This window comes from Streptomyces sp. NPDC007896 (genome assembly GCF_042959425.1).
Classification (GTDB): domain Bacteria; phylum Actinomycetota; class Actinomycetes; order Streptomycetales; family Streptomycetaceae; genus Streptomyces.
On the sequence record NZ_JBIBKX010000033.1, the window covers coordinates 1 to 13,382 of the forward strand.

17 protein-coding genes and 1 pseudogene are annotated in these 13,382 nt (G+C 70.4%); 6 read left to right on the forward strand and 12 right to left on the reverse strand.

The features are described from left to right. Positions 1-161 precede the first annotated feature (161 nt). Positions 162-572, reverse strand: a complete 411-nt coding sequence (locus ACFZDJ_RS52535) for a hypothetical protein (protein WP_391070212.1) — start codon at positions 570-572, stop codon at positions 162-164. A 271-nt stretch (positions 573-843) separates the two neighbouring features. Between ACFZDJ_RS52535 and ACFZDJ_RS52540 the strand changes: the two genes are divergently transcribed. After that, on the forward strand, positions 844-1,446 hold the full coding sequence (locus tag ACFZDJ_RS52540) for a DUF6083 domain-containing protein (protein WP_391070213.1): 603 nt from the start codon (positions 844-846) through the stop codon (positions 1,444-1,446). Positions 1,447-1,712: 266 nt separating this feature from the next. After that, complete coding sequence (locus tag ACFZDJ_RS52545) at positions 1,713-2,216, forward strand: hypothetical protein (RefSeq protein ID WP_391070215.1); 504 nt, start codon at positions 1,713-1,715, stop codon at positions 2,214-2,216. Between the two features lie 242 nt (positions 2,217-2,458). Here ACFZDJ_RS52545 and ACFZDJ_RS52550 read toward each other — a convergent pair whose 3' ends face one another. The 4 genes from ACFZDJ_RS52550 to ACFZDJ_RS52565 all read right to left on the reverse strand — a co-directional run bounded on the left by ACFZDJ_RS52550 (position 2,459) and on the right by ACFZDJ_RS52565 (position 5,054). Then, entirely contained in the window at positions 2,459-2,620 is a 162-nt protein-coding gene (locus ACFZDJ_RS52550) for a hypothetical protein (protein ID WP_391070217.1), read from the reverse strand. A gap of 267 nt (positions 2,621-2,887) precedes the next feature. Continuing rightward, positions 2,888-3,775, reverse strand: coding sequence for a hypothetical protein (locus tag ACFZDJ_RS52555; RefSeq protein ID WP_391070219.1), 888 nt, complete (start codon positions 3,773-3,775; stop codon positions 2,888-2,890). 110 nt (positions 3,776-3,885) lie between these two features. Next, positions 3,886-4,188: a hypothetical protein gene (locus tag ACFZDJ_RS52560; RefSeq protein ID WP_391070221.1), complete on the reverse strand. Its 303-nt coding sequence runs from the start codon at positions 4,186-4,188 to the stop codon at positions 3,886-3,888. 89 nt (positions 4,189-4,277) lie between these two features. Next, positions 4,278-5,054 (reverse strand): CHAT domain-containing protein, encoded by a 777-nt coding sequence (locus ACFZDJ_RS52565; RefSeq protein ID WP_391070282.1) that lies wholly within the window; start codon positions 5,052-5,054, stop codon positions 4,278-4,280. Between the two features lie 403 nt (positions 5,055-5,457). Between ACFZDJ_RS52565 and ACFZDJ_RS52570 the strand changes: the two genes are divergently transcribed. Then, the gene (locus tag ACFZDJ_RS52570) at positions 5,458-6,024 is read left to right on the forward strand and encodes a Chromate resistance protein ChrB (RefSeq protein WP_391070222.1); all 567 of its coding nucleotides are present in this window, start codon (positions 5,458-5,460) and stop codon (positions 6,022-6,024) included. Positions 6,025-6,198: 174 nt separating this feature from the next. Here ACFZDJ_RS52570 and ACFZDJ_RS52575 read toward each other — a convergent pair whose 3' ends face one another. From ACFZDJ_RS52575 to ACFZDJ_RS52585, 3 genes are all read right to left on the reverse strand, one after another. Then, positions 6,199-6,612, reverse strand: a complete 414-nt coding sequence (locus ACFZDJ_RS52575; protein WP_391070224.1) for a DUF1232 domain-containing protein — start codon at positions 6,610-6,612, stop codon at positions 6,199-6,201. Positions 6,613-6,917: 305 nt separating this feature from the next. After that, positions 6,918-8,234 carry an ATP-binding protein gene (locus ACFZDJ_RS52580; protein WP_391070283.1) on the reverse strand — a complete coding sequence of 439 codons (1,317 nt, stop codon included), beginning with the start codon at positions 8,232-8,234 and terminating at the stop codon, positions 6,918-6,920. Further along, positions 8,119-8,667, reverse strand: coding sequence for a winged helix-turn-helix domain-containing protein (locus tag ACFZDJ_RS52585; protein WP_391070226.1), 549 nt, complete (start codon positions 8,665-8,667; stop codon positions 8,119-8,121). Before ACFZDJ_RS52585 ends, ACFZDJ_RS52580 begins: the two co-directional genes overlap by 116 nt. Positions 8,668-8,952: 285 nt before the next feature. Here ACFZDJ_RS52585 and ACFZDJ_RS52590 point away from each other — a divergent pair, with 285 nt between their 5' ends. Then, complete coding sequence (locus tag ACFZDJ_RS52590; RefSeq protein ID WP_391070285.1) at positions 8,953-10,608, forward strand: IS1182 family transposase; 1,656 nt, start codon at positions 8,953-8,955, stop codon at positions 10,606-10,608. 77 nt (positions 10,609-10,685) lie between these two features. On the opposite strand, the gene ACFZDJ_RS52595 is transcribed toward ACFZDJ_RS52590, so the two are convergent. Further along, on the reverse strand, positions 10,686-10,934 hold the full coding sequence (locus ACFZDJ_RS52595) for a DUF2568 domain-containing protein (RefSeq protein ID WP_391070228.1): 249 nt from the start codon (positions 10,932-10,934) through the stop codon (positions 10,686-10,688). Between the two features lie 275 nt (positions 10,935-11,209). On the opposite strand from ACFZDJ_RS52595, the gene ACFZDJ_RS52600 reads away from it, so the two are divergent. Further along, positions 11,210-11,722 carry a hypothetical protein gene (locus ACFZDJ_RS52600; RefSeq protein WP_391070230.1) on the forward strand — a complete coding sequence of 171 codons (513 nt, stop codon included), beginning with the start codon at positions 11,210-11,212 and terminating at the stop codon, positions 11,720-11,722. Between the two features lie 198 nt (positions 11,723-11,920). Beyond that, positions 11,921-12,262, forward strand: a pseudogene (locus ACFZDJ_RS52605) (transposase); the annotation flags it as partial. 17 nt (positions 12,263-12,279) lie between these two features. On the opposite strand, the gene ACFZDJ_RS52610 reads toward ACFZDJ_RS52605, so the two are convergent. From ACFZDJ_RS52610 to ACFZDJ_RS52620, 3 genes are all read right to left on the reverse strand, one after another. Further along, complete coding sequence (locus ACFZDJ_RS52610) at positions 12,280-12,834, reverse strand: TIGR03086 family metal-binding protein (RefSeq protein ID WP_384906935.1); 555 nt, start codon at positions 12,832-12,834, stop codon at positions 12,280-12,282. Further along, positions 12,831-12,980, reverse strand: a complete 150-nt coding sequence (locus tag ACFZDJ_RS52615) for a hypothetical protein (protein WP_390931830.1) — start codon at positions 12,978-12,980, stop codon at positions 12,831-12,833. Before ACFZDJ_RS52615 ends, ACFZDJ_RS52610 begins: the two co-directional genes overlap by 4 nt. A gap of 168 nt (positions 12,981-13,148) precedes the next feature. Beyond that, on the reverse strand, positions 13,149-13,352 hold the full coding sequence (locus ACFZDJ_RS52620) for a hypothetical protein (RefSeq protein ID WP_391070232.1): 204 nt from the start codon (positions 13,350-13,352) through the stop codon (positions 13,149-13,151). Between the last annotated feature and the right edge of the window lie 30 nt (positions 13,353-13,382).

The following is a 13,382-nucleotide window of genomic DNA, read 5'->3' on the forward strand; positions in this document are numbered from 1 at the left end:
AGGCTAGGAGCATCTGGCGCCCAAGCCCCCGCGGTAGCTTGAGGCGTCACCTGAAATAACGACGCCAGTTGTGCGCCGACACCTCGCCTCTGATAAGGAAGACGCGCAGGTTTCGTTCCAGCGGGACTTGACGTTGTACATGGCAACCGCATGGGGATGATTCAGACGGGCAGTGGCCTGGGCCTCGCTGCGGAAACGTTGCCTCGTGGCCTCGTCCTGACTCGACGGCGAGCAGTCGGGGAGGACACGAAGCCCGCGCGGGTGGCCGACCCCTTCACCTCCCGAGACAGGCCGGGCTTCTCCGCGTTCTCCTCGGACTTCACCACTGTCCCGAGGAACGCGGCCACAGCCGCCGCTTCGGCCTTCTGCTTGATCTCGCCGGTCAGCGGCGACTCCGTCTTGCCGTCGGTGTCCCCCGCGGCCGCCTGGCCGCCCGAACTCCGCGCCGACTGCTGGTTGTCGGCGGCCTTGGCCCTGCCGGAGCCCGAATCGGATCCGCTGCCGCAGGCGACCAGCGAGAACAGCAGCACAGCGGCGGGAACGGCGGCCACGGTAGGGGACTTACGACTCATCAGGATCTCTCCGTGCAAGGGTCTTCAAGGCCCGGGGATCGGACCTCGGGGGAATGTCAATGACCCTAGAAACACGCCCTCCAGAACAAGCCCAGCTGGTTGAGGAGTACCTCAGTGGACCGTAGATCAGCGCGGAACGCCGCGTTGGACGGCGCCCCGTCCGCCTGTCCGCGCGGCCTCGCCAGCGGTCCCGGGGTTGTCCCCGGACGGCCACGGCTTCCACCAGGCGTGACCTGTGTGGGTCGTCAGGTCGCCTGACGGAATCCCGACGATGCCGATCCGGACGAATGTTGTCTCCCTGAGGGGCTCAGGCCTCCTGACTGCACAGGCCGAGCACGCCGCGCGCGGATTGGAAGGCGGCTCGCTTGACCCTGACAGCCCGCCATCGTCAAAACCCCCATACCGTCAGAGTCGGCAGGATCGGGTTCAGGCGCGGGAGGAGGGAGCGACTGCCCTGGCGCCTCCGGAGGCGCCGGTGTGTCCGGAGTGCGGTCTGGAGGCGGACCGGTTTCCGACGCTGTCGCAGGCGTGGATGCTGTTGGAACCGTTGGAGCCGGAGCATGTGGTGGCGGCGCATTTGGTGCCGCCACGTCACCGTTGGGTGATCAATTCCGACGGAGTTGCGTGGAATCTATGGATGGCCGAGCCGTTGACGAGGACCGTGTCCGCCGATATTGACGAGGCCGATAGACGACACGCGGATGCCCCAGCCGACCCAGGCTGGGATTCCCCTGCCAGGCGATACAACTCCGTGAGCCACCAGCCGGAACATACGAGACCGGACGGCACAGCGGAGGCGGAACGCAACCCGGCAGGCTCGGCAAACAACCAAGCAGGTCGACGCCGGTGGCCCGCTCGACAAGGAGCGGGATGAGGTCTCCTGCGTCGGCAAGCCGCAGCGGGTTGTACAAGCGTTGCGCACGCCGCTCGTTCTCCCCGCGCATCACAGGTTCTCCCATGATGTATCGGGCGGCTCGTCGGTTCAGCGAACCGCAGACGGAATTCGGTGACGTGCGGGTTTGTAGCTTCCCGGAAAGAGGGATCCCGCGTACGTGATGGCCGGTGTCCCGGCGGCTGGGAGGTACCGGAAGGCGTAGGGGCGCTGCCGGTGTCCCAGCGGGGGGTTCGTACGATCGGACGGTGACCCAGCAGACTACGGTGCGCATGAGGCGGAAGCAGGTCTTCGGGACTGTCCTCTGCGGTGTGATCGCCCTTTCCCTCTTCGGTGTCGCCGCCTACATGGCCGTCTCGGCCGTCGGGCGCTTGGGGCTGGTCGGGCATCAGCTGACCATGCGGGTCACGGACTGCGAAGCGTCCGCGCCGGCCACGACATCCCGGGGCGGCGGTCATCCCGACCTCGATTGCAGGGGGTTCGTGGATCCGGCGCGGACCTCTGACGGCGGGAAACGCTGGATTACGGCGACCGGTTTCTCCTCCGAGCCCGTCTTCGGCGCGCCCCTGGAAGTGGCCAAGGAGCCGTGGGGGTCTTGGGTGCCGGTGGATCAGGGCGGCTGGAACCGGCTGGGCCGCGCGCTCTCCCCGCTGATCCCGCTCGCCTTCGCGGGCTTGTTCGCCAAGGCGAGCGTGGCCGCTTACCGGGGCTGGAGGAACTCCAGGCGGTTGCCCGCGGGGGCCTCGGCGTAGAAGGGGCTGCGCACCCGAAGCCGGCGCAGGGCTCATCGGGCAGGGGCGACGTCCAGCGACGTATTCCGTCACCTGGAGAGCCCCCATTCGTCGGTTGCCCTCAGCAGGCGGCAGGTGCGACGGCGGCCTCAGGCCTCCTTCGGGGGTAGCTCGCGTCCACGCGGTGGATCGGCGAGCACGGCGCCGTGTCGTCCCCGCGCCCACAGGGGCATTTCGGAGGTACCCCATCCTGCCCACCGAACTCACCGCGTAGCCTCAAAGACGAGATCACCGAGTGGTCGTCGATAACCGAAGTCGTCCATGGCCGCCCGGCCGCGATGGGTGTGGATGCCGTAGAAGGTGACCAGGTGGGTGCACATCACGAGCAGCCAGTGCAGGCTGGCCCGCCACCCGCCACCCGCCATCGATTCGCCGTGGATGCACGGGCGAGAGTGGCGACTTCCACTGAGCGCTGGAGGCACTGGCGTGCGGCTGGGGCACACTGGCAGCGACTCTTGTCGGCGACCCGGCCTGGCGACCGTCAGCATCAAGGGTGTGCCCTCGCGCCTGTGCCTGGACGTGACCAGCGGAGCCACCAGCAACGAGCCCTCCGATGGAGCTCTGGCCCTGCACCGGCAGCAGCAACCAGCGCTGGACCACGAGTTGACGGACCGACTCGGACGGATCCGGACTCACCGCCCCAGCGGTGAGTCCGGATCCCAACGCGACTTGCGCATCCGGCTGCTGAGGCGGGCGCCGAGGTCGGGCTCCACGGGGCCCGCGGGCTGCTCTCCGAGGTGGGCGGCCAGGTCGGGGCCGTGCAGGTCCACGGCCGACTCGATGAGGTCGGCGAGGCTGGTGGCGGCGCCCCGGCCCTTGCGGATGCCGGTGACGCCGGTGACGAGCGCGACCGCGAAGGCGGGCCACCACCAGATGCCGAGCAACAGGTAGAGCGCAGCCCACGCGGTGAGCCGGGCGGCGCTGGCGAACGCGTCGCGTGCCGCGCCGAGTTCGGTCCGCACAGTGTCGGGGACGACGAGCCAGAGCCGGGGCCAGGAAGCGGCCAGGTCCAGCCCGTAGGCCGCCTCGACCCGGACCTGGCAGGCGCGCAGCCGATCGCCGATCCAGGTGGGGCGGGCCGGTTCGACCAAGCAGATCCGGTCGGCGCGCAGCATCGCCCGGCGCACCGCGACCGGATCGACCGAGCCGTTCGCGACGGCGGTCAGCTGGGCGGACCTGGCCCGCCGCCGGTCCACCAGCCAGCGGGCGGGCCGACGCTCACCCGGGAGCGTCCACATCGCCTCGACCAGCCTGCCGCCCGCGCCGGCGGCCAGCCCGGCGGCCACCGCGCCGGCCAGCACAGCGGCCAGGACAAGCGCCGTGCCACCCGGCGATTTGAGGGCCGGACTGGCCGCCCAGGCCGTGACCCGGTGGCTCAACTCCGAGTAACCGAGGGCGTGCCGCTGACCGAGCTCGGCCGCCGCGGCGGCCGCGGCCAGGTAGAGCAGGCCCGGGACCGCGACCAAGGCCGCCCACCGGTCGGCGAGCTGCTGCCCGACCCCCGCCAAGAACTCGGTCATCCGGGCAGCGGTCCCGCCGTGAGCGGGTCCCCGGATGCCGCGCACCGGGGCGGGAGTTGGCCCGACCGGACCCGCCCGTGGCCGGCGCACCAGGCGCGCGGGCACACCCACTACCGCGCGCCGCTGCCCGCCTCGGCCCCGGGCAGCTGCCCGGGGTAGCCGGCGCGCCAGGTCGCCGACGGGTACAGTCCCTTGCCCTCGGTCCTGCGCACCATCGCGTCGAGCGCGTCGAGTTGGGTCTCCAGCTGCGGATCGATCCGGCCGGCCCGCAGCGCCTGCTCAGCGTGCTGGTAGAGCGGCCCGAGACCATTGCTCCGGGCCAGGTCGGCGAGCGCGCTGTCACCGAGTTCGCGGCAGAATGCGGCGACCTTCACCGCCAGGTCGATCCCCATGCGCACCTCGCATTCCACCACGGGCGGGGCGTACCAGCCCTCAGCCGACCCGTGCTCCAGGTTAGAGCATCGGCTTGCCATTCAAGGGAGTTGTCGATCAGTCGGCACGGTCAGGAGCCGGAGTGCAGGTAGCCGGCCCAGAGTGACGGTGTGTCGGGTAGTCGGCCGCGCAGGTCGAGGGTCACCCGGTGGAGGGCTTCGGCGGCGCGACGGGTGTCGAGCCGACGATCGGTCGGCGGGCCGGTGGTCAGCCGTGCGTAGAAGGCCTGGGCAAGGCCGGCGGCGATCCCGTCCTCGATCTCCCAGAGGGTGCCGACGACTTGGGGGAAGCCGGCCAGCTGGAAGGCGGAGACCAGGTGGATCGACTCGTCGATCAGCTCCGCGTTGTCCGTGACGGCGGTCCGGCAGGCGGAGAGATAGGCGAGCCGCGCGCCGTCCAGCGTGACCGGGGCCAGGCCCGCGACGGTGAACGGAGCACTGCGGTGGTCGGTGAGCAGCAACCGGCTGCGGGAGGGATCGACGAGGTCGCTCTCGGCGTGGCAGGCGACGTGCAGCACCGAGCAGCCGGGCAGCTCCTCAAGGACCCGGGCGCGCGTGGCCGGCCCGGCGGCGAGGCGGCCGACGTCGCCCGGCAGGTCGGGATCGGCGAGCAGGACCGGCGAGGGGAGGCGCGACAGCAGCGCGGCCGCCTCGTCCGCGGCCCGCTCCAGGTCCGGCGATCCGGCGACGATCAGCGACGTGCCGGGACGGTCCGGCCTGGCCGCCCGCTCCCGAGCGTAGCCGAGGGCGCGCACGGTCGGCGTGTACGAGGAGACCACCCGGTCCAGGACGGTCCGCGCGCCGGACCGTCGGGAGGGCCGCTCCCGGTGGTGGCCGGCCGCGTGCAGCGGTCACGCGGCTCCCTCCTGGTCGATGGCGGCCGCCAGGAGCACGGCGGCGTCGGCGCGGAAGAGACGCTTCATCGGACGGGCTCCTGTTCGCGGGAGGGGTGGGTCAAGGGGAGGGCAAGGTCGTTACCGGCGGTGCGGGGAACAAGGTGGCCGTGGAGGTGTTCTTCGCGATTCGCCTGTGTCATGAGACATAGGGCGGCGGTGGCTGACTTCACCGGAACTGAATGAGTCAACGATCGTGTGCGTGGGCCTGAGTCCACCTGCTGAGGCGATGTCGCCGAACGAGGGGATTCGGGACGCTCGAGTGCGAATGCTCTGTGTCAGAGCACGTCACCTCCTGCGGTGTTGTGCCCGGCATGCTGCTGGCCTCCAGGCGGCGGGCTCGGGTTACGGTCTTGGTGTGGTCGGTGAGGTGGATGTGCGATGGCTGCTGGTGTCGGTGACGACGGCGGGGGCCGCGCCGTCGTTGCGGATGCAGGTGTGGCGGAAGCTGAAGGGGCTGGGGGCGCTGTATCTGCAGCAGTCGGTGTGCCTGCTGCCGGATCGGCCGCCGGTCGCGCGGGCGCTGTCCGAGCTGGGTGAGCGAGTACGGGCGGACGGGGGGCGTATGCGTGTCGTCCACATTGAGGTCGCCGACGGTGCTGAGCGGGCGGAGCTCGCTCAGGAGTTGGGCGCGGCTGTGGAGACCGAATATGCGGAAGTGCTGGAGCGGCTGCCGTCGTTCTTCGCCGAGTTGGAGATGGAGGCCGCACGGGGGCGCGCGGTCTTCGCGGAGGTCGAGGAGTCCGAGGCGGACCTGGAACGGTTTCGCTCGTGGGTGGCGAAGATCGAAGCGCGGGACTACTTCAGTGCGCCGCTCGGGGACCGGGTGCGGGTCGAACTGGACCGCGCTGCTTCGGCGTTGGCAGAGTTCGAGGCCGCCGCGCTGGCCGGAGAGGACCACGACGGCCAGGGTGCGCCCGCATAGTCATGGACCGTCCGTTACAGGCCCGCCAGGAACAGTGCCGCCGAGACGATCAGTCCGGCCTCGACCAGCCGGCCAGAGACCCGGTCGCCCGCTTCGCCCTCGGTGCGATACCCCTGGCCGTGGCAAGGGCCCTGCTCTGACCCACGCCACGCTGCCCCCGCTCAAGACACGCGGCTACTTCTGTGGTGAGGCGGTGGGCAGTCCGGCGAGGCGGCGTACGACGGTCAGGCCGTCGTCGGTGCCCGGCCAGTGCCGGGTCAGCGCCTGCGGACCGGCCCGGCGGATGACGGCACGCAGCACCAGCGCCACGGCGATGGCGTCGTCCGCGTACCCGAGCACCGGGATGAAGTCGGGGACCAGGTCGATGGGCAGGGCGAGGTAGCCGGCCAGGATCCACAGCAGCCAGCGAGTGCGGCGCGGCAGTTCGCGGTCGCGGGCCAGGCGGGAGATCAGGCGGAGGAGATCGGGCAGGAGGCGTACGGCCTCGGTGAGCAGGTTGCCCTTGGGGCGGGCGAGGGCCAGGGTCGCGAGCAGGAGCAGCCAGCACAGGAGCAGGCCGGTCGCGATGCCGATCAGGGTTTGCCACACCGTTGACTCCCGGGCTCACTCCGCGGGGCCGGAACGCCCCCCACCGAGTGATGTTACGGGTGTAACATTCCGGCCAGCTGCGGGGCCGCCTCCCCCGTCGGTCCCGCAGCGCCCTCCTCTTCCTCCGCCCCCTGGACACGTGCACCCGCCTGCGGCCTGCACACCAGGCCCGGTGTCCGAGGCCGCAGTGCAGGCCCTGCGGGCTCAATGGCGTGACGGCGAACGGCTCGTGCCCGGCACCGGCGGTTCCCGGAGGCCGTCATGCTCCGACGGCGGCGCCCGGCGAGCCGTGTGCTGCCTATGAGTCAGGGATGCATCCCGGGGAACGAAGCCGGAACCTCATGCTCGGACGGCATGTCTGCGTGGTGCTCCCTGGCCCCTGACACGGGTACGCCGGTGTGCGGGCGTGTCGACCCGGTCGCTGTCGTGTGGGGCTGGCGGACGGAGCGCCGGATGCGGGGTGTGACAGGGCGCAGTCGGACGCGGGCGTCGAGGCCGGTGCCGGGGGCTTCGTGGAGGGTGATGTCGCCGCCGGAGGCGTGGACGAGGTGGCGGACGATGGGCAGGCCGAGGCCGGTGCCGTCGTGGGGGGAGTCGGAGGCGCGCCAGAAGCGGTCGAAGGCGCGTGCGCGGTCGGCGGCCGGCATGCCGGGGCCCTGGTCGATGACGCGCAGTTCGGCGCCCGGTGCCCGGGCCAGGGTGAGGGTGGTGCCGGGCGGGGAGACGCGCAGGGCGTTGGCGAGGAGGTTGTCGATGATCTGTTCCAGGGCTCCGGGGACCGCCCATACCCGTCCGGCCGGTGCCCCGGCGATGGCGATGGTGACGTGCTGTTCGGCGGCGAGGGGTTCCCAGGCGGCGGCGCGGTCGGTCACGACGGTGTCGAGGTCGACGGCCTCGGGTGTGGTGGCGGAGTTCTCCAGGCGGGCCAGTGCGAGCAGGCCGTGGACCATGCGGGAGAGGCGTTCGACTTCCTCGAGGGTCTCGTCGAGGCTGGTGTGGGCGCGCGGGTCGAGGTAGGGCTCGAAGTTCTCCAGCCGCAGGCGCAGGGCGGTGAGCGGGGTTTTGAGCTGGTGGGAGGCTTCGGAGGCGAAGGCGTACTGCCCGTCCAGCAGGCGCTGCAGGCGGGTGGCGGTGCGGGTGAACGCGCTGGCGAGGCGGCGCAGTTCGGGCGGGCCGGTGGTGGCGTCGGGCGGGCTGGTCAGGCGGCCGTCGGCGAGTCGCGTGGTGGCTTGTTCCAGGGTGCGCAGGGGGCGGGTGATCCAGCGGGCGAGACCAAAGGCGACCAGCGCCACCGCGGCCAGGACGCACGCCCCGACCAGGGCGAGGGCGAGCCAGATCCGGTGCACCTGGTCGTTGACCATGGTCACCGGGTACGTCACCCGCAGCGCGCCGCGGATGGTGGTGCCGGAGGCGCCGGGCAGGGTCGCCGTCAGCAGGTCGGTGCCGTCGGTGTCGGTGCGGGTGGCAACCGTGCGCCGGTTGCGCAGGGCGGTGGCGATGTCCGGCTCACCGGACAGGTCGGTCCCGGCCGCGGTGCGGCCGCCGGAGTCGACCAGGACGGCGCCCTGCCGGTCGACCACGACGACCCGGCCGCCGGTTTCGGCGGCGTATTCCCCGGCCAGGCGCGGAAGTTCGGCGGTGTTGCCCTTCTCGATGTTCTCCTCGGCGACCTCGGCGAGCATCGATGCATCCCGCTCGACCGACTGCGAGAAACGGGACTCCTCGCCGCGGGCGTAGAGGGCGGCGCGCGGGGACCTGGTGGCTGAAGCCGTGGCGGTGCGGCATCTGCGCGATGGCCGACAGCGTCATGCTCTTGTGGAACCGCCGCCCGATCAGCGTCTTGATCCGCGCCAGCGTCCAGGTCTGGTCCGGCCAGCCGTGCGCTACCGGCCCCCTGGCCAACTCCCGCTCAAGCACCGCGAACAGCGCCTCACTCAGCTTGGGCCTGGACGCCTGCCCCTTCGACTCCAGGCCCGGTGCCACCGCGCTCCCATGCCCGGTGTCACCGCTGTACTGACCGCACGCTGACACGTAACTGCCCGGCGATGGCTGCATTGTCGTGTCCCAGGGCGAATAACTCGGCCGCCTGCACCTGGATGTGCTCGCGAAACGCCCGTCGTTCCGCGGTCAGCCGTCCCCTTGCGGATACCTCATGTGACCGGCCTACCGCGACAACCACAGCTTTTCGACCCCAACGACATCACGTCGGCAAGGTCAGTAACTCAGCCCAAAGTCAACGGCATGACTCTGCTGGTGATGTTGGTAAGCCGCTGACGGCTGGCTGCGCTCGGTGCTTGGCTGGGAGTGTGCGGGGTGGTGTCGTCGGTGGAGGTGGTCGCGGTGTCGCTGCGGCCGGAGGATCACCAGCGAATCCCGGTACGGACCGTGCAAACGGCGCGGGCGGCGTGTCCGAAGAGCACCCCGGCCATGCTCATCCGGGACCGGTTGGATGTCCTGTTCGAGGACGAGGAGTTCGCCGGTCTGTATCCGGATGACGGCAGGCCGGGACTGTCGCCGGGGCAGCTCGCGCTGGTGTCGGTGCTGCAGTTCGCGGAGAACCTGTCCGACCGGGCGGCGGCGGACGCGGTCCGCACCAGGATCGACTGGAAATACGCGCTCGGCCTTGAGCTGGAAGATCCTGGATTCGATCACTCGGTCCTGTGCGAGTTCAGGTCCCGGCTGGCCGAACAGGACGGCGCCGCCGACCAGTTACTGGAGCTGATGCTGGACCGCCTGGTGGCGGCAGGCCTGCTCAAGGCCGGGGGCCGGCAGCGTACCGACGCCACCCATGTACTGGCCGCGGTGCGGACCCTCAGCCGCCTGGAGCTGGTCGGAGAGACGCTGCGAGCAGCCCTGGAGGAACTGGCCGAGGCCGCCCCCGCCTGGCTGGCGCCGCAGATCGAGCCCGAGTGGGTCAAGCGATACGGGCGCCGGGTGGAGATTGGCAAACTGCCGGGCGGGAAGGCGGCCGTGACCGCCCGGGCCGAGGAGTACGGCCGGGACGGACAGAAGATCCTCACCGCCGCCTGGGCCGCCTGCGCCCCACCCCACCTGCGGCTTCTTCCCCAAGTGGAGATTCTGCGTCAGGTCTGGGTCCACCACTACTTCTGGGACGTGGACGGATTACTGCGCTGGCGGGACGGCCACGCCCTGCCGCCCGCCTCACTGCGGTTCGACTCCCCCTACGACACCGACGCGCACTACTGCGTCAAACGGGACACCGCCTGGAGCGGATACCGGACACATTTCACGGAAACCTGCGACGAAGAACGCCCTGAGCTGGTGGTCCATGTCGCCACCACCACCTCCACCGTCCAGGACATCGAGCTGACCGACACCATCCACGACGAGCTCGCCGAGCGGCAGTTGCTGCCCGCGGAGCACGTCGTCGATTCCGGCTACATCTCTCCGGCACGTATCGAGCGGGCCCAGCGAGTGCACGGCATCACTCTGCTCGGCCCGGTCACCGCCGACCACAGCGCCCAGGCCAAGGCCGGTTCGGGCTTCGACAAGGCGGCCTTCACCATCGACTGGGACAACAAGCAGGCGAACTGCCCGCGCGGGGCCACGAGCGTGTCCTGGACCGAGCTGAGAATGAAGGGGAACACCTATCTGCAGGCCCGGTTCGCCGAGGCAGACTGCCGGACCTGCCCAGACCGCGCACGATGCACCTCTTCAGTCACCGGGCCCCGCTCCATCGCCATGCTCCCCCGGCCGCTGCACGAGATCCAGATGAGCAACCGGCTCGACCAGCGCACCGAGCAATGGCAGCGCCGCTACGCGATCCGCGCCGGCATCGAAGCCACTCTCTCGCAGAACGTCCGAGCCCACGGCTTGCGCCGTTCCCGCTACCGGGGCCTGGCGAAGACCCACGTCCAGCACGTTCTCACCGCCTTGGCCTGCAACGTCACCCGGGTCTCCGACTGGATATCCAGCACCACCAGAACCCGCCGCCGTACCACGCACTTTCACGCGCTATGCGCAGTCGCCGCATGACCTGGACAACATCACCAGCAGAGTCACGGCATTGTCTTTAAGGTCAGCCTCTCCGAATCGTGCTCACCGATGCGCCTCTAGCGCGACCTCGCGGTGTACGCGCGGAACGCGGCCAGCGCGCCTGCCCCGAACCAGCAGATCTCGAACACCGCCCGGGCCGCCCCGTGCAGCGGGTGGTCGGCCGTGGAGGCCGCGAACTGCCCCCACAGGACGGCGAGTCCGGCCACCACCAGCACCGCGACCCGGGCCACCCACCCGGCGTAGACCAGCTGCGCGCAGGGGTAGCCGTTGTGGAGACGGGTGGGAGTGAGCGGGGCAGATGTCAATCAACGGACCGAACCCTCCGTGGGTAGTTTCACGGATGCGCTGCGGGTCCGCGATACGCCAGGCTCGTGCAGATGCCCGGGTTTCGCGGTGTGGCGCCCGCGAACGCGGACATCCCCGGCAGCCATGAAGGAGGAGTAGACCGTGAAGCTGATGAGCGCGGATCGCCGGCAGGCAGCCCCCCCGCCCGTGTGAGGACGACCGTTTCCGGGACATCATCTGGCCCGCGTCCTTCCGCAATGCGCCCCGGGTCCGTGTCCCTGCGCACGCGCTTGCCGTGTTGGTGGTCATCACCGCGGTGTGCGAGGCGTTCCAGGGCTTCTACGCGGCTGACAACCCCGATTACGCTCAGGACCGCGCGGACAACGTGCTGCTTGTGGCGGGACTGAGCGCGGTGCCGCTGTTGCTGATGTGTGGGGTGCTGATCGGCGCCCTGCAGTCCTGGCGTGGGGTGCCGTACTGGATGCTGGCCTTCGCGGCCTGGACGACGTCAGTGCTCGTGACCCCGGTCTTGCTGCTGGCGATCGGCCTGATGGCGGAGCCGGAAAGCCCCTGCGGGGCGAACAATCCGGAGCATCCGCTCTCGGGGATTGTGGTGCCATTCTGCGTGGTGATGGCGCTGGCCGCCGGATCGTTGGCCGGGTGGATCGCGTGGGTGCTCTTGCGTCGCCGGGCGCGGCCCGTGGCGCTGTACGCGGTGTGGCTCGCTACGGTCGCTGTCACCATCGTGCTGACCTTGGCACCGCCGCTCCACACGGCTCAAACCTGCGGTCCGTACGGGATGGGCTGAGCTTGAAATTCAACCTCTGGCCTCGAACGTCGCGTCGTACGCGCTCACTCATCCGGGGGTTCGCCGGGCAGGCGGACGGCCTTCGCATGATCATGCATTCCGCCACGGAATCACGTTCATACGAAGGCCGCAGAGAGTGAGTGTGCTCCAGCACGATGCCCGACGGGACGCGTTCGACTTCACGTCACACTTCCGACGGTCGACCACCTGCCCGGCGGCCAGGACCCGCTGCCCGTCTGGCTGTGGTCCTCGAAGACCGGCATAACCAGCGCGGACGTCGACCTGCGCTGGCAGGCGTTCCTGCGGCGCTTCGATCTTGAGCACACCTTCCGCATGATCAAGCAGACGCTCGGCTGGACCCGCCCGAAGCTCCGCAGGCCCGAGGCGGCGAACCGGTGGACCTGGCTGGTCATCGCGGTCCATACCCAGCTGAGGCTCACCCGCGACGCCGCCGCTGATCTCCGCCACCCGTGGGAGAAACCGGCCGATCCCACACGGCTCACCCCGGCCCGCGCCCGCCGAGGGTTTCGCGACCTCCAGGGCAGCACGAGACACGCTCAGGGCCTACGGCCGATGAAGGCGAGCAAGCGAGTCTGCACGTCGGCGCTTTCGGGTACCTCGGCCCGTGGTCCGTACTGCCCGCTCTTGCGGAGCACGTCGTCGAGCGGCAGCATCCCGTCGAGCAACTGGGCGCACCTGCCAGGGTCGAGGCGCTCCTCCTGGCCGGTGGCCCGCGCCAGGTCCCAGGTGTGCATGAAAACGTCGGCGGTGTAGAACCGGTCGACCGCCTGGTCCAGCGGGACCTCTCCGATGTGCTGGTTCGACAGCATCCTGTGCGCCGTGGCCGGATCGTCGAGGAGGGCCTGCACCCCGTCGCTGTGCACCGTCCAGGCTGCCACCGGGTCGTCGTCCACCGACGGCCCTTTCGGCAGTTCGACTCCGGCGCCAGCCTTCAGGAAGTCCGGGAACCACTCGACAAGGTGGCGCACCACATCCCGGGCGGCCCACCCCTCGCACGGCGCTGGGTTGTCCCATGCCCCGGGACGCACTCCGCGCACGCGGTCCGTGAATACCCCTGCGACAGTGCGGTGCTCATCGGCTGCCCTCGTCATGACCTCAAGCCTTCCTTCTCGGTACGTCGGTAGGCGTTGCCGCTCCGGCGGCCGCTGAGCAGCTCGTCAAGCCGCTCCTGGCCTCCCCGGGCGCCGCGTTGCATGCCGCTCTTGATCATCGAGTCGCGGGCCTCGATGGAGTCCATGAAAGATTTGGTGGTGACCCGGGTGCGACCGCGGAGGTCCTCGAAGGCGATTGTCTCCAGGCTGACGCCGTCCGGGAAGCCTATTGGTCGGGGGCCGGGTGCTGAACGCACCGAGCTGTGGCATAGAGAGCCGGACGGGCCGATCCCAGCCCGCCCCGATCAGTGCCATCAGGCGTCCGCGCCGACGGAAATGCGGGCGGCCCGCACGTCCCCCAGGTAGCCGCGGGGCCACAAGGTCTCGTGTGGAGCGGGCAGCGGTCCCTGACGGCGCTGGAGGCCGACGATGTGCCGGACGACCACCTTCGCTTCGGCCAGGGCCGCGGACCTGCCGTTGCGCATCAGCCAGCAGGTCGGCGACTGGAGCAGCCGCACGTCCTCGTGCCCGGCACTGCAACCAGCGCC

Bases quoted from the DNA above. Each gene is read 5' to 3' on its own strand.
- ACFZDJ_RS52610 (WP_384906935.1), bottom strand. From the start codon at position 12,834: ATGACGAGGGCAGCCGATGAGCACCGCACTGTCGCAGGGGTATTCACG.
- ACFZDJ_RS52555 (WP_391070219.1), bottom strand. From the start codon at position 3,775: ATGACCGAGTTCTTGGCGGGGGTCGGGCAGCAGCTCGCCGACCGGTGG.
- ACFZDJ_RS52550 (WP_391070217.1), bottom strand. From the start codon at position 2,620: ATGGCGGGTGGCGGGTGGCGGGCCAGCCTGCACTGGCTGCTCGTGATG.
- ACFZDJ_RS52535 (WP_391070212.1), bottom strand. From the start codon at position 572: ATGAGTCGTAAGTCCCCTACCGTGGCCGCCGTTCCCGCCGCTGTGCTG.
- ACFZDJ_RS52540 (WP_391070213.1), top strand. From the start codon at position 844: ATGCCGATCCGGACGAATGTTGTCTCCCTGAGGGGCTCAGGCCTCCTG.
- ACFZDJ_RS52585 (WP_391070226.1), bottom strand. From the start codon at position 8,667: ATGCAGCCATCGCCGGGCAGTTACGTGTCAGCGTGCGGTCAGTACAGC.
- ACFZDJ_RS52615 (WP_390931830.1), bottom strand. From the start codon at position 12,980: ATGGACTCCATCGAGGCCCGCGACTCGATGATCAAGAGCGGCATGCAA.